Genomic DNA, 22,689 nt, shown 5'->3' on the forward strand with positions numbered 1-22,689 from the left:
ACTTAATTTTGAGCGCTACCGTTGGCTTTTACGGTAAAAACCTCATAAACATAGATTGGCTTTCCGTAGCTGGTGAATCCATCCAAGACTACTTCAAATTCCCCAGTAAGGTCCGAAGTATAAAACTCGAACTGCAGGTCCTCATCGGAAATCTCTACCTGTGGTTCCCATAACAGAATACGTCTGTAGTCAGGAATGTTATTTTGGTCGATTTCTTCGGCTCCGTAACGTTGTTCAAAATAGCTTTTTTGTGGTATGGGCTTTTTTATGGGCACATTGATTCCATAGGCCGGTGAGTAGGTTTCAAAATAATCGCCTTTTATGGTTTTGACGGACATAATTCCTTGATAATCCTTTCCCGCCATCACAAACTGGTCCGAAACCGTGCTGATGGATTCGATTTTACGGGCATCAAAGTCCTTTATTTTTTCATGGTCGGGAATATACACCCCATCGAACAACACAATGGCCGGATAACTATTGGCCTCTTCGGTATACTTCTCAAAGTCCTGCGCAATCCGGATATAGTCACTGCCACTACTACTGTTCCTGTAGCCTGCTAAATTAAAGACTTCCACCAAGGTTTCCTGAAAGGTGGGGAAACGTGTATAATCGTCCAAATAAATGGTATTGGGTATTCCCCCATCAAAAGGGTCTACAGGGTCTCCCAAAAGAACGGAATCCGGCTTTGCAGAAAAGAACTGGTTTTCCAGTTGATTGTAAATACTGCGCTTTTTTATCGCTTCAATAGCACTGGATTGTAAGCGAAAATCACCAAATACAAGTCCCGAAGCATCCAGATTCGGCAAGGCGCCGAAGGATACCCGAACATCCTGTGTATGATCGGTGGGCTGGATAATGGCCCTGTCCTGCTTATAGTCCTTTCTCAGATAGGTGTAAAAGTTCCCCTGTGCGTCGGTGGTGGCGAATTTGAGCAAGAAACCCTCACCTGGCACGGAAACCACTATTTTGGCATCGGGCAATGGGTTCCCCTGTGGGTCGGTCACCTTACCGAACAAGAGTTCCCCGCGCTGCTCGGGCAGAAAAAGGCTGTCGCCCACCTTCTTGTCCAGCTCGCCCTTCACATCAAAATAGGAACGGGCATAGGAAATGGCGTTTTCGGCAGGTTTTGTTTTGATTTCGTCCTTTTTTTGGACCTTTAAGGTATACGTTCCATGACCCAGCTTGGCCTTGTAGTTCACCAACTGTAAACTGACTTTTGTTCGGGTGCCTACCCTTTTTTCTGACAGTTTTATCTGCACCATGGAGGAATCCACAGGTCGTGTTGTTTCAATAACGCCACTTTCCTCTTCCAAAGAAGTGGACATCAGTTGTGACTGGTCCTGTTGGTAGGGGTTGATGATGACCAGATCATCCTTGAAGACCTGTTCCAATCCATTGTTCTTCATCCATTGGGTATACCCTAACAGTTTATAGTTTCCCGAAGGAACGTCGGTGTTGACAAAAAAATCGCCGTGGGACAGGCCATTCTGCAACCGCACCTTTTGTTCCAGCACGTATTCCCCTTTTTGGTTGACCAAGGCCACGTAGCCTGTAAAACTGATATCACTGGCCCGGTTGTTCTGCGCATTGAAACAATAAAAGGCGTAATGCACATACTCTCCCGTAAACACGATGGGGCCCGTATGGTGCAGATAGACCTTTTCCTGCGGCAGACTTTTGAGATTCTTTAATTCTTCCGCACTGCCTATGACGTATTGTGCCTTGACCTGAAAGGCCAAGGATGCGACAACCCAAAAAAGTATCCAATGTGTTTTCATAATCTTTGCGGTTATTCTATCCAAAAATCGGGTTCTACATTACTGCCTAATTGCGTGCAATCACCACATGGTGTAAACGTAACAAAATAGGGGAGCTCATCCGGCCCTGGATTTTCATTATTTCCAACAAACTCTACTCTCCCTGCAAGTATATCATCATCAATACTGGGAGTAAAGATGGTACATTCAAAAGGATAAGGAGGGAGTGCCGCATTTGGAAAAAAGTCTTCATAGTTAAAGAAGATTCTTCTCTTTGAAACCGAAACAACGTCGAAAAACCCGATTACCCTGGCATCTGAATTTACAGCTCTAATATTTCCTTCCAAAAATCCAGGCTGAACTTGAGAAAAAATGTTTTCCGAGCTCGAGAATGATGATAGTATATTGTAAAACTCAAACGCTTCTTGTGTCCGAATTTGTTGCCTTATTTCGATACTGTAACGATGGGAAATAAAAAAATTATCAGAACCTAAAAAACGAACCATAAATCCATTCAAACGATTCGAGTCAAAGTCTACATTTGGTGCCTGTATGATTTCGTTGGATTCCCTACTGTTGAAGCATACCCTTTCCTCTTGGGTTCTCGCTGCCACTGAAAAAGTACCATCGCCAGGTCTGATAAATTCAAAAGGATCCCAATTTGGAGCGATAATTTTATACGTTTCCAAGTAAGTGTAATTAAAAAAATTTCCAGTGTTGGCCGTGTTCCTGCTATCAATAAAAATACCGATGCCCTCTATCCCATCATTACTGGTCGTACGCATCGCATAAACCGAATCAATGACGGAAATAGCCTCATTTTTAACCATTGAAGATGCATATTCCAAACCGTTGGACAGGGACACGAACAATTGGTAGGAAACATTGGGCATAGCCGCAAATGGAGTCAAGGATTCGTAGGAGCCATTTCCTACTGCTTCAAAGGCATAAACAGCACCATTGTCAGTGCGAATTTCAACGGTAGCATTACTTTCAAATTCATTTTCAATACCGTTCTCTTTTATTCTGGATGTGTTTGTATTAAAAAGTGGCCCTTCTTCTCCACCATTTTGGAGAGCTTGTACACTGCTCAAAAAAACCCTCTGAATCTCTTCCTCGCTAGTAATGTTGGCTTCAACCACCAAAGTACCAAGTAAACTCGTATCGGAACGGATTTCCGAGGTTGCATCAAAAGGTTCTACACAAGCTGATACCAACCGGCCTAAAACCAAACCATATATGTATGTCTTAGCACTCATTCTTCCACCCAAAAATCAGGTTCAACATTATCACCCAAGAGCGTGCAATCACCACATAACCGAGGAACAAAAACATATGGCCCAATACAGGTAGCCAAAGGAACCAAACTCTCGTCATATGGAGCATAATATGTTATAAGGCCCAAATCTACCCTGTCCAAAACCCCTTGTGGACATCCACGAACTGTGAATAATGGAGACGTTTGAAAATTACAGTTAAAGCCAAAAGCATATGGCGGAAGCTCCTCTCCAGGAAAAAAATCCTCATAATCAAAAAACAACCGCCTTTCAGATACGGTCACCGCCTCCACGTAGCCCAAGATATTTTCTTCCGCACCGTCAACCCTGCGCACATTGGCATTGAGAGCACCAGGTTGCACCTGTGAAAAAACATTCTCGGACTGCGAAAAGCTCTTCAAGGTTTCGTAAAAGGAATAAGCATCCGCTGATTGCACCTGCTGCTTCACCAAAATGCTGTACCTGTGGGAAATTATAAAGTTTTCCTTGCCGATGAACCTTACCATATGCCGTTGAATGCCAGCACCAGTTCCCACAGTGCTGATTTGGTCAATTGTGCTTGAAAAAACCGTATTGTAACAGATTCGGTTCTGTATTTCACGAGGCACTATTTCCAAATTATAGGTAGGAAAGGGAGTAGTGGTGGGGTCATAATCGGTCAATTCAAAATCGTTCTCTTGCCAATATGGAGCAATGATCTTATAGGTTTCCTCATAGGTATACCTGTAGTTTTTCGGATTCCCCTGCGTCGGTTCGCTGTCTAGGTATATGGCCACTCCTTCCACTCCGGTATCGCTGACAGCTTTTTCAGCATATACATTGGTGAGTTGCGACTTTCCTTGCACGTTCAATGGGTCGGAAACATACTCCCTTCCATTGCTGGTCACGATTTCCAAGGTGTAATCCACCCCCATTTCAAGCGCAAAAGGTTGATTGGAAAGGTAAGTGCCCTCTTCACCTTCTGTAAAATTGAATTCAATACCGTTTTCGCCCAGCACTCGAACCGTGGCCCCTCCTTCCATGTCAACGGAATCCCTGGGACCCCTGCCAAGGGGAACATTCGGGTTGTAAACGGTGTCCGTCTCAAGATCCAATCGTAAACTACTCCTACTTAAGTACACTTTTTGTGTGATCAGCTCATCGGTCAACACGGCTTCCACTACCAAAACCGGCTCTTGCTCCTCATTGCTCAAGGTTTGAATATCCAATTCATCCAAACATGCCCCTAGCGATGTTAGAAGAATGATTCCCAAAATAATGCGATATGAAACTTTCAGAAATTTCATCAAAACTTAAAATTATAGGTTATGGAGGGTATGGGCATGGCAAAAATGGAGCTTTGCAGGGCCTTTACCTCCCCATTTTCGGTCACAAAGAATACCGAATACGGATTGTTCCGGCCCAAAACGTTGTATACCTGTATGGTGATGAAACTGTGGGCCAACTTGTTCTTTTTATGGTTGCCCTCTATATTGATGCCCAGATCCAAACGGTAGTAGTCGGGTATCCTGAAGGCATTCCGATCGCTGAAAGCCACAAAGTCCGCATTGTTGAACCTAAAGGTTCCCACCGGAAAGGTCACCGGACGCCCGGTCTGATAGGCAAAGTTCATCGAAAAACTGTACCGCCGGGTAAACTTATAGTTGGCGATGACGCTCAGGTCGTGGGGCTTGTCAAAATTGGACGGGAAAAACTCCCCATCATTGATACGCTCTTCCGGGGTACTGCCATCGAACCGATATTTGGAACGGGAGTAGGTATAGCTGAGCCACCCATTAAAATCACCTCGGTTCTTCCGCAACAGGAATTCGACACCATAGGCTTTCCCCTGGCCTTGGAGCACCTCGGTCTCCACATTCTCGTTCAGCAAAAGGTCGGCCCCCGTTTTAAAGTCCAGCACATCCTCCATACGCTTGTAGTATCCCTCTAAGCTGAGTTCGTACATATTGTCGTTGAAGTTCTTGAAGAATCCCAAGGTGGCCTGATATCCCCTTTGGGGCGCTATGTTCAGGTCCGATAGTTTCCAGGTATCGATGGGCGAAACCGTGGTATTGTTGGAGAGCGTGTGTATAAACTGATAGGAATTGTTGAAGCTCGTCTTTACCGAAAAATCGTCAGTGATCAAGTATCGTGCGGAAAATCGTGCTTCTGGCCCGCCATAGGTTTCGATAAATTCTCCTGAGCCATAGGATATGGTGTCCTGTACGGTCGACCGGTTTCGCGGGGCGCCATTCTGATAGGTGTTTTGCGTTCCTTCCCCAAGGGCGGCGTAAAAGGCATAGCGTACCCCGACGTTGAACAGCAGCCTGTCCGATGCCCGGAATTCGTCCCCAATAAAAAGAGCGCCTTCCAGGGCCTGCTCCCTGTCTATGGAAACGGGGGCTATATTGGAATTCTCCCCTGATGGCCTCACATCGCCCGGCAGTAAGGAATAAAATTTTGCCGAAAGACCATAATCCAACGTATGGGCACTGTTCAATCGGGTATTCAGTTTGTACCTGAGCTCGGATTCGTTGATGGTATAGTCCAGCTCAAAGTTCCCGTTCCCTTCGCCTTCGTAGTCAATCCCAAAATTATAGCTGCTAAAGCTTCCCGTAAGTACCCCAGTGGTGTTCTGGTTGAGCTTGTGCGCCCAGCGCAGCGAGCCCAACCGGTTGCTGTAATTGTAGAGGGAATCGGAAGTGATGCTGAAATTGTCGCGGCTGTAGTAAGCTGTCCCCCTGATTTCGCTGTTCTCGTTAAACTTATGGTGGTATTTTACGATACCGTCAAAGAACGAGGCTTCGCTGTTGCTCAGGGACTCTTCGTCCAAGGACCTCAATATCCAATCGGCATACACGCCCCTGCCCCCTATCACCAGGGAAGAGACGTCCTTTTTCAATGGAATTTCCAGGGCCAGGTTTCCGGTCACGGGCCCAATGGAGCCCTCCCCTGATATTTTTTCGGTATTCCCGTTCTTGGTCTCGATGTCCAGCACGGAGGAGAGCCTTCCCCCGAACTCCATGGGCGCGGCGCCTTTGTAGATGTTCACCTTTTCGGTGGTGAACGGGTTGAGTGCCTGAAAGATGCCAAAAAAATGGGTGGGATTGTACAGCACCGCATCGTCCAGCAGCACCAGGTTCTGATCGGTCTTGCCCCCTCTCACGTTCAGGCCCGTGGCCCCCTCGCCTGCCGACGATATGCCGGGAAGTGCCTTGGCCACTTCCAAAATGTTTCTTTCCCCGAGCACCAACGGAATGTCCTTGGCTTCTTCGGAGTTGATTTCCTCGCTGCCCGAAATGGCATCCTCCACGTTGCTCACCGCATCGGCCTCCACTACCACCTCTTCCAACTGTTCCAAACTTTCCTGTAGCACAAAATCCAAGGTGCCATCGTTGTACATGATCACCTCGCGCTCCGAATCCTGGATTCCCATCGCACTGGTAGAAACCAGATTGTATCCTGCGGGAAGTTCCAGTTCATAGGCCCCACGTTCATCGGTCACGGCCACCCGTCCACCGCTCCTTATGGCCAGGTCCGGGATGGGCGCACCATTTTCCGCATTGAGCACACGGCCCGATAAGCGGTAGCTCGACCTCAGGTCCTGTTCGTCAGCACGTCCCACACGGGCAACGGGCAATTGTTGTTGCCGTTGTACAACTTCATCCTGAAAAAAGGTTGGGGGCGGAAGGTTGCCCCGGGTCTCGGCGGTCTGGGACTGTAAAATGGTATCGCTCTGTTGATAGAAACTTAGGGGCAGTTCATCATAAATGATGGTATTTTGCAACAGGAACACCCGTTTTTCTTCTTCCAGGATGTAATAGTTCAATGAGGTTTCGGATAAAAGGGTGTCCAAAATCTCGGATAGGGAAGCGTTGGGTATATTTTCCGGCAAGGCCAGACCATCCATCCATTCCTCAAGGTAGAAGAAGGTGTATCCCGATTTTTGCTGTAGTTCTTGGAAGATTTCGGAAGCCGTTTTCGAAGTGCTTGCGCTGTTACTAGGTTCAACTTGAGCGAGAGAAACCTGTACGAAACACAGTAACACCAAGACAACTCCATACTTGATGAAAAATGAACAAAATTTAACTAGCAATAGTTTTAATTTGAATGGTTAGCATCCGAAAAATATAAAAATCTTTTGCACAATAGAAAAGAATCAACGAAATCTTAAAAAAATACCGAATCATCAATTTTTAACATCAATAATAACAAATGTAAGAATAAACTTATTTAATAGGTGAGTATTTGATATTTTTTTGGCACTCCCTAGCTGTAAAGTCCCTTAACCAGCTCGTTACCTCAAAAATTTAACCCTACACTATTGATAAATTAGATTCTGAGCAACCTAACCCAAGCCACTCTTTTTTTTGTAGGCAAAGCAACAACATCCTTCCTTGCAGCCTGCATAAAGCCAGAACCCCATCGAAGTGGAGTCTCTTTTCTATATGGTTTGCGCAAAAATGGAAACGCCGGGAATAGAATACTGTACTCACCGGATAAAATTGAGCACTATTGGAACTAAAAAATAATTTTGGCTTTCAAAGCACTAAGGCCAATTATTGGGTTTCTCAAATCTTCCGTTTTTGCTGGTATCAACCATCCAGCTCATCCATTTTGGGTTGCCAATCATGTTTATTTTTTAAAAGGAGTTTTTCTATCCGATCGTAACTGTCCAACTGGTCATCCGGGAGAATATCAATGACCAATTCCAGTATGGTGATCACTGCATCATCCTTGGATAGAAAGGGAAGTCTTGGGGAGTCCAATTCGTTTTCATTGTCAATGGTGGACATACACAACCTTAATAAGCAAGAGATGACATAACGCAATTCTGAATTGTTTTCCACCTTGAACACTACTTCTTGGACTTGCGGTTCATCCTTGCCATGATACCTTCGTTTTCTTGGGTTCAACAAACCAATCACTTCATCCATTAGTTCCTTTTCGTTGTTGTGACTTTCAAATTTCTTTTCCATGTCTTCTTCGTTAAGTTTTGGTTTCCTGATCGGAAAGCATGAGTTCTCGCATTTCATCCAGATAGTTACCCTCTTCCGAGGGTATGAGGTTCTTCGCAAACTCCAGTACGGTCTTTACATCCTCCTTGATGTTTTTGATATCCAAGGTCATGTCACATTGCTCGTCTAAGGCCAGGATACATACATTAAGGGTCGATTTTAAGGTGTAGAAAAGGGAAAAGTGACTGTGGACGTAGACATGGTTGAGATAATATCCTTTTTTTGTCCTTCGATTTGCAGGTCTCATCATTTCAAAGTTTTCCTTACTCAATTGCCTAATCGATTCTAATAGGTTGGCCCCTTCTACATTTTGAGGTTCAACTGAAGTCTTTTTTACACTTGTAACAAGAGTCTGTAGAAGTTCAAGTTCCTGTTCGAAGAATCGCCTGATTTCATCCAAAAAGCATTCAAGCTTTTGTTTCAAAATGTCCAACTGATCCCGTTCCATATGGAAGGAGTTATCATATCTTGAACTGGAATAGGCCCTATCCAATAGTTCCAATAAATCCATCTCTGCATTGTCATCAAGGTTGAACATTCCCTTTGTTCTGTTTATGTTCCTTTCCAAGAACTTTTGATGGACCTCAATCTTATGGCATATCTTTACTTTTCCGCAGAGAAAGCCCTCCAAGACCCGGTATCCAAGTTCAAAGCCTTGATGGGCCATAAAGGCGGCTTGGGAAAGGTTGTTATCCGACATAAAGTATATGAACCCCTTTTGAAAGGACAAACAGCCTTCCAAGGATGTCCGAAAGTCCTCTTCAATGATTGTCAGGAAGTCTTCGTTTGTTATATCTTCAAAATGGTTCCAAGGAAAGGCAATATCCTGATTTCCAAAGATTAGATGTTCGGTTCGACAATGGTTGATGAAATAAAGATTGCCATTTGCCAATTCCGTTTTGGCGTAATCACGGGAAAAGATATTGTGGAAATAATCTTGATGGTCAAAAAACAACCCTTGGACAATTGGAAGGAACTTGTTGTTGATGTCATTTTTGGATGCATCAATAATGATGTTCCACCTGTATCTAAAGGTGTTCTTTTTTTTAAGGCCCTTGTTCAGATAGACCTGTACAACATTCGGAATTACTTTGATAATGTCCGATAAAAGCCCCTGTATCTGGGGGTCAACATGTTTCTTTCTTTGCGTTAAGGAGTCCATATATCAATATTTTAAGTTGAATTTCAATTCAATTGTGTAGATTTTCTGTACTAATGTATAAAATAAATACTCATTTTCTATGCCGATTGGATAAAATTTTATATAGGTGTATCTAAAATCTATCTTTATGTATCAAAATTTTACCTACCCTATAATGACAGACCTAGGATTATATTTGGCCAAAAAGTCCATCAACAAAGCGGAAGTAGCGAGACGGACTGGCATAAGCAAATCAAGGATAAGTCAATTGAGTTCCAACCCAACCACTAAACTTAGGGCGGAGGAACTCTACCTTATTTCATTGGCCATTGACATCGACCCCTGTGAAGTAATCAAAGAGTTATATGGAGGCCTGAAGCTTCCTAATTAATGTTTTCCCCGCAATCGTGAATTAGGTTTAGAGGATTTTGTCAGACTAAACTGCAATCTACTTCGTTCGGCGCTAAATTTTTTTTCATTTATATTGGGCTTGAGAAATAAAATTGATTTCGTAAGCAATAATTTACTCAGACTTTTATCATGAAGAAAAAATTGGACCAAAGTGATAATTTTATACACCTAAAGCCATTACCTATTCTTGGCAAGAGTGGTTATAAACATGGTATGTCTGGTCTATTGGTAGCTAAAAAACATTCTTACTCAGTAATAAAGGATGTAGCTGTTGGAGGAGACGCACCCAAGGATTTAATAAGGCTTTACGAATATGGATGCGGAAGAAAAACAAATTTCAATGGTTGGCCTATATATATTGCAAAATTAGGCCATAAATGGTATCCCTGTGAATCAATAACAGAACAACTTATTTCAGATATTGGAAGATGGTTGGGGTTTTTACTTGCGGATTCTAAATTATGTGTCCTAGGTGGTCAAATTAGATTTTTATCCAAATACTTTTTATCTAGAAACAAGGAACAGCTATATCATGGGGCTAATTTGTATGCCGGGTATTTAAATGATGAGCAATTTGTTGATGAAGTAGAACTTGCCCAACAGACTCAATCTTTTTTCACAGTGAATTTTACAAAAGAAACATTAAGTCATTTTTTTAAGGACACTAAAGAAGAGTTGTTTGCCAGATTTATGGAGATGCTTTTTTTTGATGCTTTGGTGGGAAATAATGACCGACATATGTACAATTGGGGTGTCATAAGAGATTTATTTGGCATAAAGAACGCAAAATATGCGCCAATTTATGATTCGGCACGAGGTTTGCTCTGGAATTATACTGAAAAAAAGATAGATAATATTTTAAATAGTGGTCAAACAAAATTATCAATAGAAAGTTATTGCAATGCTAGCCGACCAAAAATAGGTGTTGAAGGAAAAAGCAAAATAAATCACTTTACATTAATCGAAGTTCATAAAGAATATTTTAAAACACTTGATTTGGTGAAGAATTCCCTTAAACCTGAAGTTTTGGACCAAGTTCTGGAAAATATTGATAAGAATTACAAAACACTATTAAGCAATAATAGACGTTTATTAATTAAGGATATTTTAAGATATCGAGTTGAAGTAATTAGAAATACATTAATTTAGCACCATGAAAGAAGTTATAAAAGACGTATTTAAAAAACTGACGCCTTGGGCGGTGGATCCGGATATTAAGTCAGACTTCAAAAATGAAAATGATCATGGAGAGTTTGAACTTAAATTTGAAAACAATATAATTGGTTTTTTGAAATACGATGATTCAAAATGGACTTTTAAATATTCTGATGAATTTATTTCGGAGAAACCTCTTTTACCGTTGATTGATTTTCCAAATGTTAATAAGGTTTATGAATTTGAGCATTTGATGCCATTTTTTGCTGCTCGAATTCCAAATTTGAACCAACCTTATCATGAGAAGAAGATTAAAAAATTTAATGGAAATAAAAAAAGTGAAGTGTCTATGTTGAGGATTTTCGGAAAGAAATCTATTAATAATCCTTTTGAATTAAGTTTTATATAAAGCTTTAAGAATTCATAGAAAAAGGTCAACAATTTGTTGGCCTTTTTTTGTTACCGCTAGATTCTATAAGACATTATGTAAATCCTTATATATTATTGTTTTTAAAAGCATAAAAATAGCCCCCAAATTTTACCCCCAACTTTTGCGCATGGATCCTGTCGGGTTTTTGTAGCGTTCAGGCAGATAAGCGTAAAGCAAAAACCCGATAGGGCGCAACCTACTTGTTGGATTTCAGTAGCCCATGTCCTCACCAGTACCTCTGCCCTTATCGATACTCCTTCCAAGGGCTTTGATAATCTTGGCCGCAATCTGTACTTTATTGGTCGGGATACTGGGAGCTTTGACCCCCATGGTCTTAAGTAGTTTAAAGGCCATGTCCTTTTCCTTGGTGGGCAGACCCATGACCTTGGCAAAGAACTTTCCCGGTTCCTTGGCATGGGCTTTTCTACCAACATAGGATTCCACATAGTTCCTCTTGAAGCCCGTTGTCCTGTCAAAGGTCTTCTCGGCTGCTTGGTAAAAACTGTCCCGATCAAATCCTCTCTTGACCGTCTTTCCGTTCAGTTCCACTTCCGAGGCCTTGTGCTTTGCCATTGGGGAAAGCGTATAGGTGTTCGTCACGTCCCTTCTGCTGACAATGATATGAATGTGGGTCTGTGGCCCCTCTTTTTGCATTCCTGCGGCCACCAATTGCTCGTTCTGTTTATGTGGGGCCAATCTTTCTTGCTCTTTGATCCTTTTTTCAAGCTCATTGACATTCCCGATGGATTCGCCCCGTTCCACTTTCCGTATCTCGTTCCTGAGTCTAGCTATTTCACCACGGTACGGCGCATTCTCCTGAACCTGTTTGTCAAATCCCCGATAGGTGCGCTCATGCTCTATCTTGGCATAATATTTCAGGTTCTCGGCCTTGACCTCTTGGTTCCTATGAAAACTCTTGGCATAGTCCTCCATGAGTTTCCTTGTGTATTCCCTTAGCATGTTCGGGTCATTTCCAATGGCCTTAAGTTCCCTTTGGTTGGGACTGACCACTATGGAATAGAATTTTGGATCCTTCTGCCTCAGTTTGGCCGTATTGGCATCTATTTCATCGATAACCGTTTGAGGGCTTACGTTGTCGTTCTCTTGGTCAAAGAATTCCTCCCTGAGTTCGGGCGACCTATCCTCGTTCTCCTTTTCCAGATAGTCCACATAGTTCCCCACACTGGAGTTGTAGGTACTGCCCATTTTCTGTGCTGAGATGGTAAGGTACATGGGCGTTATCTTAATTGATGTTTCAGGCTTTCAAAATCCCCAAAGCCCATATTGATCTTTAGATATGGCTTTCCCATCATTGGCTCCACCTTCTCAACATTGTGCAGAATCTCATTACAGCGTTTCTTATAGCTTTGAAATTCTTTTAGCATTCTATCGTGCTCCACTTTTGGAACGGTATTCCTAGGTTCCAAAAAATCCATTCGTTCTTCATGCATCTTGACGGGTTCACGTTTAGGTTTTCTCCCATCCTTTACATAGGCCTCGTAAAGAATGAGCATCATTTCATAAGTGGGCCTTATACTGGTCTTCTCCATGTTCTTGATAATGGCGATGAGCCTATCGAATTTTTTCATCATATTCACTTCCAGCTTTTTGATACTGTCAAGGATGACCTTTGTTCCCTCACCAAAAGGGTCAAGGTTGTTCTCCTTGAAGTAGCTTATCATTCCATCCAACACTTCGCTATGCGATTTGTTGAACCTTTTGGAATAAGTGCGAAAGCGTGTGGCCGTTTCCTTCTTTACCGTGATATTGGAATAACCTCCTGTTCCTTTCTTTGTTCTGCCATTTGTTTTTTGCTTTTCCATAGGTATGATTTTGTTTTTTAGTGAAATTGCGTCAATTTTTTCGTCAAAAATTTCCAGTGTTTACAGGGCTTCCCAAAGGGTTTACTGTAGATTTCGGAAAAGTCTACTGTAGCCCCAATTTTTGCACAGTATTTCAAATGCTGTTCAATTGACTGGTTTTCAACTTGTTGAAGACCCGAAAACAACGGTGATGGCGCAATTTGCGCATCACCCTCTTGCTATTCCTACGTCCCGCAAGCGGGACCGAAGAAATACAGCCTTCTCATCCTTCGGCTGCTTTTTTGGTCTGCATATGTTCTATAAGGTTTTGCATGTCCTCCCCTATCTTATGCTCCAGTACCCTTGCATAGATCTGGGTAGTGGAAAGTTTGGTATGGCCGAGCATTTTTGAAACGGTTTCTATCGGCACTCCATTGGAAAGGGTTACCGTTGTTGCAAAAGTGTGCCTGGCCGAATGAAAGGATATGGTCTTGTAAATACCACAAGCCTTGGTAATCTCTTTTAGATATTTGTTTGTCTTTTGATTAGAGAGTACAGGTAGTATTTTAGTATTGGTCTCTGGACTGTCCCAATACTTTTCAATGATTTCTTTTGCTTTGGGTAATAAAGGCAGTTTCACACTTTGCGATGTTTTTTCCCTTTTGGTATAGATCCATTGGTTTCCATCAATACCCAAAACCAGTTGATTCTTTTCAAGTTCCCGGACATCGATATAGGATAGGCCAGTATAACAGGCGAAAAGGAATGCATCTTTGACTTTTTCATAGCCTGCTCCAGTGAAGTTCGTTTCCTCAATTCGCTTAAGTTCTCTTTCCGTTAGGTAACTTCGTTCAGTTTTATGAAACCTGAGCCTATAGTTAATGAAAGGGTCTTTGTCCAACCATTCCAACTTAACGCCCAGCTTGACCATTTTCATCAAACGTTCTAAATGTTTCATGGCCCCATTATTGGTACATTTCTTTCCCTTTTGGAGTTGTGGGCCGTTCAACAGATAGTGTTCAAAATCGGTAATGAACTTATAGTTCAATTGTTTCAATCGGATGTCGGGGAGTTTGTATTTGGATTCCAAAAAGCGAAAAAGATACTTTTTGGTCCCATAATAGTTCTTCATAGTTCCGGGGCGGAGCACACTCTTTTGTGTTTTATTATGATACTCGATAAGTTCATGAAGGGTACTATGTTGCTCGTCCTGCCCTAGATAACGGGCTTTGATTGCCTGTGCCGTGATGACCTTTTCTTCCCGCAACAATACCTTATGGGTGTCCATGATTGCAGCATAGACCTCATCAAGGTAGCTGTTCAATAAACGGGCCTTGTGGGTAAGTCCATGGAGCCTTCCCTTGTTTTCGTCCCAATCATTCACCGAAACATAGCGTTTCAGACTGATTTCTGCCCTCTTCCCATTAACGGTGATACGGGCATAAATGGTCAACTTTTGGGGATTATTTGAAATGTCCCGTGTGAAGAGAAGTACTTTTAAAGTGTTGGAATTGCGCATAATACATAACTTTTAGGGTTGACAAAACAGGTTTGCAAAACACCCATAAACAGCGTCAAACTGTAGCTAAATTATGCACAAGGAACGTACCGAACCATTCACCGAACTCTACACCTTTTATATGTATTTAAATGATATCAAATGAATGCATAAAAAACAAAAAGCACTGTCAATCAGTCAGTTGACAGTGCTTTGATACCACCTATTTAGTGGTTCGTCGGGATGACTGACCTCTTGACGAGGTGCTAACCCATTAATATCCAGAATATTATGTCGATTTTCCCAAAATAGGACATCCCATAGGACATCTTCGTGTGAAATAATGATTTTCACAACGTAAATATCGATATTTAAAATCAAACCACACCATCTTGTTTTATTTAATTTTAAATCAAAATAGACAAAGGAATTTTTGTGAGTTCAAAAGCTCATCACAAACAAGTTAAGCATCTATTCGGCCTATCGACAAGCAGATATAATAAGAACTTTGATTGTCAATTTTAACCTAGCCGTATAAATTACAAGATTTAGATTTTTGCCACCGGTGTTCCAGCCAAGCCATTACTGGTCCACCTTACATGATGGACACGATCGAGTTTAGAGATTTTGATTGCAGTGATACCTGAATCTTGTGATGTTTTCAATACTACCAATGACCATGCCTATACCGAAGTTGTGTAGAAAAATCCAATAAACTTATACAACCCGAATAGGATTAAGGTAACCCCCAATCCTATTCGAACCTTTTAATATATTCTTCTGGACGTTCCTTTTATTTCTTGGTCAAATGATATCCAGCCGATTCAACGGCAGAAGTGATTTCCTCTTCCGTGGCACTTGTGGTCTGTACGATCAACAATTTGTCTTGGGAGGCAAAGTCTACAGACCAATCGGTCACGCCATCCACCTTATCCAAAAATGGTTTTACGGTATTGGCACACCCACTGCACTTAATATTTGATTTGAATTGTAATGTACTCATGTTCATCGATTTTAAATTAGAAAATTACTATAGTTTAATCGTTTTAAGCCTCAAACTGTTCAATACGACCGATACACTGCTAAAGGCCATAGCGGCACCAGCTATCATCGGGTCCAACAAAAATCCATTGATTGGATATAGAAGCCCTGCAGCTATAGGAATTCCAATGATATTGTATATAAAGGCCCAAAAAAGATTTTGTCTTATACCTATAACGGTCTTATGGGAGAGCTTCAGCGCTTTGGGAATCGCATTTAAATCAGAGGTGATCAGGGTCATTTTCGCGACATCCATGGCTATGTCGGACCCTTTGCCCATGGCGATGCTGACATCTGCTTGGGCAAGTGCCTGCGAATCATTGATACCATCGCCCACCATGGCGACCACCTTTCCACTTTCTTGAAGCCTTTTTACAAAATCAGCTTTCTCTGATGGGAGCACTTCGGCTTCATAGCTTTTGATACCCACCTGTTGTGATACGGCTTCGGCTGTCATCTTGTTATCACCGGTCATCATGTAAACTTCCATACCATTCCCCTGCATTTCCCGTATGGCTTCCTTTGAGGACTTTTTTATGCTATCCATAATGGCCAAAATCGCCTTTACCTTGCCTCCACCGCCAAAGTATATGACCGTTTTGGCCTCCTGCTCTAACCCTTCGACCATGTGCCCCAGGTTGTCATCCATGGCGATTCCTTTTTCGACCATCAACTTATGATTGCCCACAAGGTATTGGGTTCCATCCAATGCCTCAGCTCGAACACCTTTTCCTGTAATACTATTGAAGTTCAAAATTTCGATCGGATTTACCTTTCTATTTTTTAAAAAGGAGACCACGGCTTCAGCCAAGGGATGTTCGGACTGTCCTTCCATGGCATATAAAATTTGCTCCAGGCCCCTGTGATCGGTCACATGGTCCGCAAAGACCATATCGGTCACCACTGGCTTTCCTTCTGTTATGGTTCCCGTTTTATCCAGGACAATGGCATTTACTTTGTAACCCAACTCCAAACTTTCCGCATCTTTGATGAGGATATTGTGTTCGGCCCCCTTGCCGATTCCCACCATGATGGCTGTGGGGGTTGCCAAACCCAGCGCACAAGGACAAGCTATTACCAATACGGCAACTGCGGTCAACAGTGCATGGGTAAAAGCGTCCTCACCTCCCAGGAACATCCAGGTGATAAATGTCACCACTGAAATCGTCATTACCACGGGAACAAAAATACCGGCAATCCTGTCCACCAATTTTTGTACGGGCGCCTTGCTCCCCTGTGCTTCCTGCACCATCTTGATGATCTGGGACAAAAGGGTCTCCCCTCCCACCCGGTCAGCTACAAACTGAAAGCTTCCTTTTTGGTTTACGGTACCGGCAAAAACTTTTTCACCCTTTGTCTTTTCTACAGGGACGGGTTCGCCCGTGATCATACTTTCATCAACATAGGAACTTCCTTTGGACACTGTTCCATCCACAGGGATTTTCTCTCCCGGTCTGACCAATATCGTTTGACCTACCTTGACCGAAGAAATAGAGATTTCCCTTTCCTCCCCATCTTCTATCACCTTTAAGGTCTTGGGCTGCAACCCCATCAATTTCTTTATGGCGGAGGATGTATTTGATTTCGCCTTTTCTTCCAATAATTTCCCCAATGAAATAAAGGTGATGATCACTGTGGCCGCCTCATAATATACATGGGGTTCCATGCCTTTACTGAGCCAAAATTCAGGAAAAAAGGTATTGAATGCACTGAACAAAAAGGCAATGCCCGTACTGAGTGCGACCAAGGTATCCATATTGGCCTTACCGAATCTGGCCTGTTTGAAGGCATTTATGAAAAAACTTCGGCCAAACCAGAACAGGATAGGAACGGCAAGTACCAACGAAATCCACCTACCCAGGACCCAATCCATAAAAAACATCCCCAGAAGGAAAATGGGAAGTGTCAAAATAGCGGACCAAAGGGTTCGCTTTTTTATGGATACATAATGCTTTTTCGAAAGCTCTTCCTGTACTTCGGTAGGATCCTCGGCATCCACAATTATATCATAACCGATTTGACGTACCGCATTTTGAAGATCGCTTAGGTCCATAGCACTGTCATACTCCACAAGGACCGTACTATTGGCAAAGTTGACACTGGCATTGTAGACCCCTTCCGTATGGCCTAGCATGGATTCCACGCTGGATGCACAGGCAGCACAGGTCATTCCAGTGACCGGGAAAGATTTTTTTGACACCGTCTTCGGTTTCCTTTCGGTGTCCTCAATAATATCGATTGCATCCATTTTCTACTCCGATTTGTATGGTACAAATTTCAGAATAGACCTAAAATGCACTGTTACGTTATTTACTGAAAGAGTTGTAGAATTTTCCGAAAAATCAACCTTTACCTTTCTTCGTCAAGTACTTAACCTTAATTGGTGAGTGGTTTTTAGAATTCGGCAACATCTATGAGATCAGGTTCGCCCACGTCAATCTTTTTTGGAGAATTTGCCCCGATCAGTTTAGAATATATTCGATAGGACAAACCATTGTAGTGAACTTGGGGCAAAACGAAAGCATTGGTAGTAAGTAATCGCCTCTCATTCGGCCAGATTCTTTGTTTCTTCGCTAAGCGATCCCTCGAATTTAGGAATAGGCCGCTTTTCTTTCCCAGCTTCGGTTTCCACTATTCCATTTTCCTTGATGTCGTTTATCAACCATTGCATTTCCATTATCTCCCTGCGTTGCGCCTTGATAATTTCATTGGCAAGCTCACGTACCCTGACATCTTTTATTTGAGAACGTTTACTGGTCAAAATAGCAATGGAATGATGGGGTATCATTCCTTCCATGTAGTCGACTCCTGAAACGGTAACCTGACTCCTGACCAGCCATATCCCACCTGCAATCAACAAAACACCCAAGGCTAAAATTGACATGTTCTTGCGTCGGTCTTTATACATCTGTAGCATATATAGCAGCATAATAATGATCATCGATCCCCCCATTATCAAAGTCATGAAAAATCTAGTCTCACTATACCAAAAATGATCAATGATTTGATATGAGTGGGTGTACATTAAAAAAAACATGGCGACCATTGAGGTGCCAATCATCGCAAAAAACTTTAAATAATTATTGGATTTCCTTTGACTATCTTCCATTGTGCAAATTTTATCTGGTTATTGTGATTATTCCTTGACTTTCGATTATTGTATTGTTCCATTCCAATTGTAGGCCTGACAATTTACCTGTCCCAGTTATCATATATTGGTTCAATTGGCTTTGCTCATCGCTTGTATTTTATATTGACCTCCGTTATTTTCCAATGCCTTTTGTAGATTTTCAAGGGGGACCTCAAATTGCGACTCCACTGTAGCTTCTGCGTTTTTTAGATTGACCGCTACATCGGCTACACCGGCCACATTGAAAAGAGCTTCTTCAACGTGCCCCCTACAGCCATCACAAGTCATTCCTTCTATTTGGTATCTTCTTTTCATGTTGTGATGATTTTATATTTTAACAATTTTACACATAGAATCAACAATGTTGGTTCCAACACGTATGGGAAAAGTAACACTTTCTGTATAAGGGCATTGTTTGAAAAAAAACAAACCTTGACCCATTTGCGAAGAAAGATGTTTTTTAAATAGCGTTTAGGAAGCTGGTTCCTTGGAAAGGTATTGCGCCCTTAATGGTAGAGGTTAAATATCATCAAGCGATATTCTATTTTGAATGGCACTTTTCTTAAATTGTGTAGGTGTCATTCCAGTTACTTTTTTAAATTGGTTGCTTAAATAGGCAACGCTGCTATAGTCCAATTGAAACGCTATTTCTTTTAAGCCCAATTCGTCATAAACAAGAAACTCTTTGATCTTTTCAATCTTTTGGTTGATGATATATTGCTCCAAGGTAATGCTTTCCACCGCGGAAAACAGCGAACTAAGATACTTATAGTCAAGATGCAATCCATCGGAAAGGTATTCGGGCCATTTGACCTTTTCCATGGGTCCGGTGTAGTGTATCGCCTCAATCACTAGGTTTTTGATCTGTTCTATCAACTGACCTTTACGATCGTTGATGATCGTAAATCCAATTTTCTCAAGTCGTTCGTTGAGACCTTCCCGTTTTTCAGGCGTGATTTTCCCATTGAGGGTTATTTCACCCAACGACACATTCATATAGGGAATGCCCTCATCGTCCAAAATACCTTTGACGGCCATGATGCATCTCGGACAGACCATGTTTTTGATGTACAACACATCTTTCGATTTACTGGACCCAACTTCCATATTATGTAGTGAATTTCCACAGGGCCTTCAAAAAAATGACGACCACTGCCAATATTACAATCAGCACTAATGCCAATATGCCAAGGATTTTCATTCTTCTTTCCTTTTTTTTCTTGGCCCGACTCTGTTTCCTTTTTACCAGCTCCCTTTTTTTCTTTCGCCTTTGTCTCCTAAATTCGCTCATTTTTCCAACAATGATTCAACTGGTTCAATGGTCAACTATTTGCTCCTAACAGGAGTCCTTTGCCAAATAATATGTCAATGTGTTTGAACTATCGCCTTTTCCATAGTTTTCTGATCGTTGGGGAGCTGACATACCACAACAAGAATCCGCTCAAAACGGTAATCAATCCCATCAGGGAAAAAATCCGTAAAACCATGGTGTTAAAATCGTCCCGTCCCTCATAGTCCATGGTATGGGTCATCCATAAAAAATCGAACCATCTCCAGGCCCGATGCCTCACACGTTGGAACGACCCATCGGCCTCTGAGACATACGCTTTCAGGTTTTCATCCGTTTCATAGGTTATCACATAGGCCGCTAATGGACGTCCCCGATACTCGTGCTGCCCACCTGTTTGGGTGAGTCTTTCGACATCTTTGACCTTAAGTTCTGGCAACATATACTGTGAGGCAACGGCCAAGGCCTGTTGTTCATCGATACCCTTTTTGATCTCCCCCGTTTGTGCATCCATCAAAACCCCACCATTGATCCAATAATAGGGACTTCCCCCTATATTTCTCAATTCCAAAGATGTGACCTTAACGTTCCCGTGTCCATTGGGAGCAATCAAATTGCCAAACTCGGGCTGGCTCACATGCTCCTTGATGAATTGATCCCCATGGATCTCATCAATGTCCGTCCAACTAAAATATAGTCCGCTGATAGTCCACATAAGGAACTGGATACCAATAAATAGGCCAAGATACCTATGTATCTTTCTGACTTTCATCGATGTTTTTCTTCCGACCATTAGTTCTTCCAGTTGTTCCGTGAGGAATTATGCATCTTCACAATTTTCCATTCCCCATCCATTTTTTTAAGGATTGAGGTGGCAACCCCTTTTCTGCTGATCATTTTGCCCTCACCTCCATTTTCCGATTTTAGGCCAATGGTATAGACATAGCTTTCCGTGGTAAAGGCAAAGGGTAGCTCCACCTTCACCTCGATGGTATAATCCGAAAACTTAAAACTGTTGAAATGTCCGAGTTCTGGACCTATATGATGGTCGAGATAATGTTGATAGGTGCCTTCCACGCCCCCGGATTCAAAAACTTCGGAATCTTCCGCAAAAAGCTCCAAGGTACCTTCCGTGGTCAAGTTTTGCAGTGCTTCTTTATAGCTTTCCAATATCCTCAGCACAGCGGCCCTGTCCTGGTCTAGGTTTTCCTTGTTAGGGTTTGTTTGGCCAAAGCTTGTCCCTGTGAGAAATACGGCCATTAGAAAAATCTGTAAAGTAATACGTTTCATTGGTTTGTTTTAACATTGTTTAGGTTAGTATATATTGTATGATAAAGGCTCCCAGGACAATCGAAATGACGATCCCATACAGGATATGGGCCAACCATTTTTTTAAAATGGCCTTTTTCGGCTGCACAGGTCCATTGTCACGACAACAATCTTTCATCCTTTTTTTCCATTAGTGCCTGACAAGGGAAGGGAACGATTAACTAACTAACTCACCAACCAATCAACTTTGGGTGTTCCCCTCCCTTTCAGGACTTTATTTCCTCATTCATAGTAACCGGACATGACCAACAACAATAGCAATATCGTTTGTCCCGGTTTTAGGGTAATTTCCATGTCATTTTCAATTATCCAATTCTTCCATTAGATCATTTACCAAGGTCAATATCCGTTCTTTCTCTTCCACCGATAATTTTGCATCCTTATGGATCAGGGTATAGGAAGATAGGGGCATCTTATCGTCTTCGATCTGACTTGCGATGGACTTTAGTTTGCTCCTTTTTCTTCGATCCGAATAGTCGCCCCATTCATTGAAATTGAGTTCTTCCTTTCCCTCTTTGATGTGTTCTTCCAAAAACCAGGCGATGGGTTGGACCTTATTGTACCACGGGTATTGGGTGTTGTTACTGTGGCAATCATAGCAAGATACCCGCAAATCGTGTTCGATATCCTTGGCAACCTGGTTCACCGACATGAAGTCCGTATCGGGAACCACATCGCTCAAGTTGGGATCTGTGGGCACAAACTGGATGCCCACAAATCCCAACAGCACTACCAATACTATGATTTTCAGTACTTTCATTTAATTGATTTCCTTTTGCACCTTACCACAGGTCAACATCTTACTTCCAAAAAATGGATTCTGGATTTCGCTGCTTGCGCTGAGCCACGTTCCTCCTTGGTTGTTGTTGTACATGGGGCAGAATTGTTGGTACAAGGTTTTGGAAGTCCCGGTTATGGCAATAAAATCGACCATATCCTTGCCCAGTCCCTCAAAGTGTTCCCGTTGGTGACCGATATCACTTTTGGCGATATGCTCCCCATGTTCCTTGGCCACTTCAATGATATCGGACAGCTCCTTCTGTTGCTGTTCATCGTATCCGCTGATATCAAAGCTGCCCAAGGCACTGGCCAAGGCTTGGCCCGATTTGGCCGCTTCATCCTTATTGTCCGCCACCAGGGCATCCTTCAGTTGGAGGTAGCTATCGATCACGGATGTGCCCTGTGCATCGGACGAACCCATATCATGGTCCATGGTCCCGTGGTCCATTTCCCCCGCAGAGCTCTCATGGTGATGGCCCTCTTCCGTTCCCATCTCCATATGGGCTCCTTCCTTGTCATTTGTTTCCTTCTTACCGTCCTTACAGGAAATCACGGTAATGGTCAAAAGCGCAATGGCAATTGTACTTAATGTAACTGTTGTTCTTTTCATTGTAATTGATTTTAAGATTAATTCCTCATTTTGATTGCCC

21 protein-coding genes are annotated in these 22,689 nt (G+C 42.5%); 3 read left to right on the forward strand and 18 right to left on the reverse strand.

Translation table 11 applies throughout. From position 1 onward, the window contains the following. Positions 1-2: 2 nt before the first annotated feature. The 6 genes from ABNE31_RS13720 to ABNE31_RS13745 form a co-directional block, all read right to left on the reverse strand. Positions 3-1,781, reverse strand: coding sequence for a hypothetical protein (locus ABNE31_RS13720; RefSeq protein ID WP_349351545.1), 1,779 nt, complete (start codon positions 1,779-1,781; stop codon positions 3-5). 11 nt (positions 1,782-1,792) lie between these two features. Next, a complete protein-coding gene (locus ABNE31_RS13725; protein WP_349351546.1) occupies positions 1,793-3,031 on the reverse strand; it encodes a DUF4249 domain-containing protein in 1,239 nt (412 codons plus the stop codon). After that, a complete protein-coding gene (locus ABNE31_RS13730; protein ID WP_349351547.1) occupies positions 3,016-4,323 on the reverse strand; it encodes a DUF4249 domain-containing protein in 1,308 nt (435 codons plus the stop codon). The genes ABNE31_RS13725 and ABNE31_RS13730 overlap by 16 nt, the downstream gene beginning before the upstream one ends. Beyond that, the gene (locus tag ABNE31_RS13735; protein ID WP_349351548.1) at positions 4,323-7,064 is read right to left on the reverse strand and encodes a TonB-dependent receptor; all 2,742 of its coding nucleotides are present in this window, start codon (positions 7,062-7,064) and stop codon (positions 4,323-4,325) included. Before ABNE31_RS13735 ends, ABNE31_RS13730 begins: the two co-directional genes overlap by 1 nt. Positions 7,065-7,611: 547 nt before the next feature. After that, positions 7,612-7,995: a hypothetical protein gene (locus tag ABNE31_RS13740; protein WP_349351549.1), complete on the reverse strand. Its 384-nt coding sequence runs from the start codon at positions 7,993-7,995 to the stop codon at positions 7,612-7,614. Between the two features lie 10 nt (positions 7,996-8,005). Beyond that, the gene (locus tag ABNE31_RS13745; protein ID WP_349351550.1) at positions 8,006-9,196 is read right to left on the reverse strand and encodes a hypothetical protein; all 1,191 of its coding nucleotides are present in this window, start codon (positions 9,194-9,196) and stop codon (positions 8,006-8,008) included. Between the two features lie 154 nt (positions 9,197-9,350). On the opposite strand from ABNE31_RS13745, the gene ABNE31_RS13750 reads away from it, so the two are divergent. From ABNE31_RS13750 to ABNE31_RS13760, 3 genes are all read left to right on the forward strand, one after another. Then, positions 9,351-9,566 (forward strand): helix-turn-helix transcriptional regulator, encoded by a 216-nt coding sequence (locus tag ABNE31_RS13750; protein WP_127137602.1) that lies wholly within the window; start codon positions 9,351-9,353, stop codon positions 9,564-9,566. A gap of 149 nt (positions 9,567-9,715) precedes the next feature. After that, positions 9,716-10,735 (forward strand): HipA domain-containing protein, encoded by a 1,020-nt coding sequence (locus ABNE31_RS13755; protein ID WP_349351551.1) that lies wholly within the window; start codon positions 9,716-9,718, stop codon positions 10,733-10,735. A 4-nt stretch (positions 10,736-10,739) separates the two neighbouring features. After that, the gene (locus ABNE31_RS13760; protein WP_127137598.1) at positions 10,740-11,150 is read left to right on the forward strand and encodes a HipA N-terminal domain-containing protein; all 411 of its coding nucleotides are present in this window, start codon (positions 10,740-10,742) and stop codon (positions 11,148-11,150) included. A gap of 231 nt (positions 11,151-11,381) precedes the next feature. Here ABNE31_RS13760 and mobB read toward each other — a convergent pair whose 3' ends face one another. The 12 genes from mobB to ABNE31_RS13820 all read right to left on the reverse strand — a co-directional run bounded on the left by mobB (position 11,382) and on the right by ABNE31_RS13820 (position 22,649). After that, the gene (gene mobB / locus ABNE31_RS13765) at positions 11,382-12,404 is read right to left on the reverse strand and encodes a MobB family relaxase (RefSeq protein WP_349351552.1); all 1,023 of its coding nucleotides are present in this window, start codon (positions 12,402-12,404) and stop codon (positions 11,382-11,384) included. Between the two features lie 5 nt (positions 12,405-12,409). After that, on the reverse strand, positions 12,410-12,994 hold the full coding sequence (locus ABNE31_RS13770) for a BfmA/BtgA family mobilization protein (protein ID WP_349351553.1): 585 nt from the start codon (positions 12,992-12,994) through the stop codon (positions 12,410-12,412). A 262-nt stretch (positions 12,995-13,256) separates the two neighbouring features. Then, complete coding sequence (locus ABNE31_RS13775) at positions 13,257-14,492, reverse strand: site-specific integrase (RefSeq protein ID WP_349351554.1); 1,236 nt, start codon at positions 14,490-14,492, stop codon at positions 13,257-13,259. 772 nt (positions 14,493-15,264) lie between these two features. Next, positions 15,265-15,474: a heavy-metal-associated domain-containing protein gene (locus ABNE31_RS13780; protein WP_090297511.1), complete on the reverse strand. Its 210-nt coding sequence runs from the start codon at positions 15,472-15,474 to the stop codon at positions 15,265-15,267. Positions 15,475-15,501: 27 nt separating this feature from the next. Next, positions 15,502-17,760: a heavy metal translocating P-type ATPase gene (locus tag ABNE31_RS13785; protein WP_275648303.1), complete on the reverse strand. Its 2,259-nt coding sequence runs from the start codon at positions 17,758-17,760 to the stop codon at positions 15,502-15,504. A 297-nt stretch (positions 17,761-18,057) separates the two neighbouring features. Further along, the gene (locus ABNE31_RS13790) at positions 18,058-18,621 is read right to left on the reverse strand and encodes a DUF305 domain-containing protein (RefSeq protein ID WP_036385854.1); all 564 of its coding nucleotides are present in this window, start codon (positions 18,619-18,621) and stop codon (positions 18,058-18,060) included. 111 nt (positions 18,622-18,732) lie between these two features. Further along, the gene (locus ABNE31_RS13795) at positions 18,733-18,957 is read right to left on the reverse strand and encodes a heavy metal-associated domain-containing protein (RefSeq protein WP_090294903.1); all 225 of its coding nucleotides are present in this window, start codon (positions 18,955-18,957) and stop codon (positions 18,733-18,735) included. Positions 18,958-19,161: 204 nt separating this feature from the next. Beyond that, positions 19,162-19,701, reverse strand: a complete 540-nt coding sequence (locus ABNE31_RS13800; RefSeq protein WP_081894514.1) for an AraC family transcriptional regulator — start codon at positions 19,699-19,701, stop codon at positions 19,162-19,164. A gap of 320 nt (positions 19,702-20,021) precedes the next feature. After that, a complete protein-coding gene (locus ABNE31_RS13805; RefSeq protein WP_225604824.1) occupies positions 20,022-20,723 on the reverse strand; it encodes a PepSY domain-containing protein in 702 nt (233 codons plus the stop codon). Then, positions 20,723-21,220 carry a nuclear transport factor 2 family protein gene (locus ABNE31_RS13810; protein ID WP_275648305.1) on the reverse strand — a complete coding sequence of 166 codons (498 nt, stop codon included), beginning with the start codon at positions 21,218-21,220 and terminating at the stop codon, positions 20,723-20,725. Before ABNE31_RS13810 ends, ABNE31_RS13805 begins: the two co-directional genes overlap by 1 nt. A 340-nt stretch (positions 21,221-21,560) precedes the next feature. After that, positions 21,561-22,019: a heme-binding domain-containing protein gene (locus tag ABNE31_RS13815; protein ID WP_036385864.1), complete on the reverse strand. Its 459-nt coding sequence runs from the start codon at positions 22,017-22,019 to the stop codon at positions 21,561-21,563. Beyond that, positions 22,020-22,649, reverse strand: a complete 630-nt coding sequence (locus ABNE31_RS13820; protein WP_119647252.1) for a DUF3347 domain-containing protein — start codon at positions 22,647-22,649, stop codon at positions 22,020-22,022. Positions 22,650-22,689: the final 40 nt, after the last annotated feature.

The organism is Flagellimonas sp. MMG031 (assembly GCF_040112705.1).
In the GTDB taxonomy this organism is placed as follows: Bacteria; Bacteroidota; Bacteroidia; order Flavobacteriales; family Flavobacteriaceae; genus Flagellimonas.

Bases quoted from the DNA above. Each gene is read 5' to 3' on its own strand.
- ABNE31_RS13745 (WP_349351550.1), bottom strand. From the start codon at position 9,196: ATGGACTCCTTAACGCAAAGAAAGAAACATGTTGACCCCCAGATACAG.
- ABNE31_RS13810 (WP_275648305.1), bottom strand. From the start codon at position 21,220: ATGAAACGTATTACTTTACAGATTTTTCTAATGGCCGTATTTCTCACA.
- ABNE31_RS13805 (WP_225604824.1), bottom strand. From the start codon at position 20,723: ATGGTCGGAAGAAAAACATCGATGAAAGTCAGAAAGATACATAGGTAT.
- ABNE31_RS13755 (WP_349351551.1), top strand. From the start codon at position 9,716: ATGAAGAAAAAATTGGACCAAAGTGATAATTTTATACACCTAAAGCCA.
- ABNE31_RS13750 (WP_127137602.1), top strand. From the start codon at position 9,351: ATGACAGACCTAGGATTATATTTGGCCAAAAAGTCCATCAACAAAGCG.
- ABNE31_RS13720 (WP_349351545.1), bottom strand. From the start codon at position 1,781: ATGAAAACACATTGGATACTTTTTTGGGTTGTCGCATCCTTGGCCTTT.
- ABNE31_RS13790 (WP_036385854.1), bottom strand. From the start codon at position 18,621: ATGGAAGATAGTCAAAGGAAATCCAATAATTATTTAAAGTTTTTTGCG.
- ABNE31_RS13795 (WP_090294903.1), bottom strand. From the start codon at position 18,957: ATGAAAAGAAGATACCAAATAGAAGGAATGACTTGTGATGGCTGTAGG.
- mobB (WP_349351552.1), bottom strand. From the start codon at position 12,404: ATGTACCTTACCATCTCAGCACAGAAAATGGGCAGTACCTACAACTCC.
- ABNE31_RS13760 (WP_127137598.1), top strand. From the start codon at position 10,740: ATGAAAGAAGTTATAAAAGACGTATTTAAAAAACTGACGCCTTGGGCG.
- ABNE31_RS13780 (WP_090297511.1), bottom strand. From the start codon at position 15,474: ATGAGTACATTACAATTCAAATCAAATATTAAGTGCAGTGGGTGTGCC.
- ABNE31_RS13785 (WP_275648303.1), bottom strand. From the start codon at position 17,760: ATGGATGCAATCGATATTATTGAGGACACCGAAAGGAAACCGAAGACG.
- ABNE31_RS13740 (WP_349351549.1), bottom strand. From the start codon at position 7,995: ATGGAAAAGAAATTTGAAAGTCACAACAACGAAAAGGAACTAATGGAT.
- ABNE31_RS13730 (WP_349351547.1), bottom strand. From the start codon at position 4,323: ATGAAATTTCTGAAAGTTTCATATCGCATTATTTTGGGAATCATTCTT.
- ABNE31_RS13800 (WP_081894514.1), bottom strand. From the start codon at position 19,701: ATGGTCTGTCCGAGATGCATCATGGCCGTCAAAGGTATTTTGGACGAT.
- ABNE31_RS13775 (WP_349351554.1), bottom strand. From the start codon at position 14,492: ATGCGCAATTCCAACACTTTAAAAGTACTTCTCTTCACACGGGACATT.
- ABNE31_RS13770 (WP_349351553.1), bottom strand. From the start codon at position 12,994: ATGGAAAAGCAAAAAACAAATGGCAGAACAAAGAAAGGAACAGGAGGT.
- ABNE31_RS13820 (WP_119647252.1), bottom strand. From the start codon at position 22,649: ATGAAAAGAACAACAGTTACATTAAGTACAATTGCCATTGCGCTTTTG.
- ABNE31_RS13815 (WP_036385864.1), bottom strand. From the start codon at position 22,019: ATGAAAGTACTGAAAATCATAGTATTGGTAGTGCTGTTGGGATTTGTG.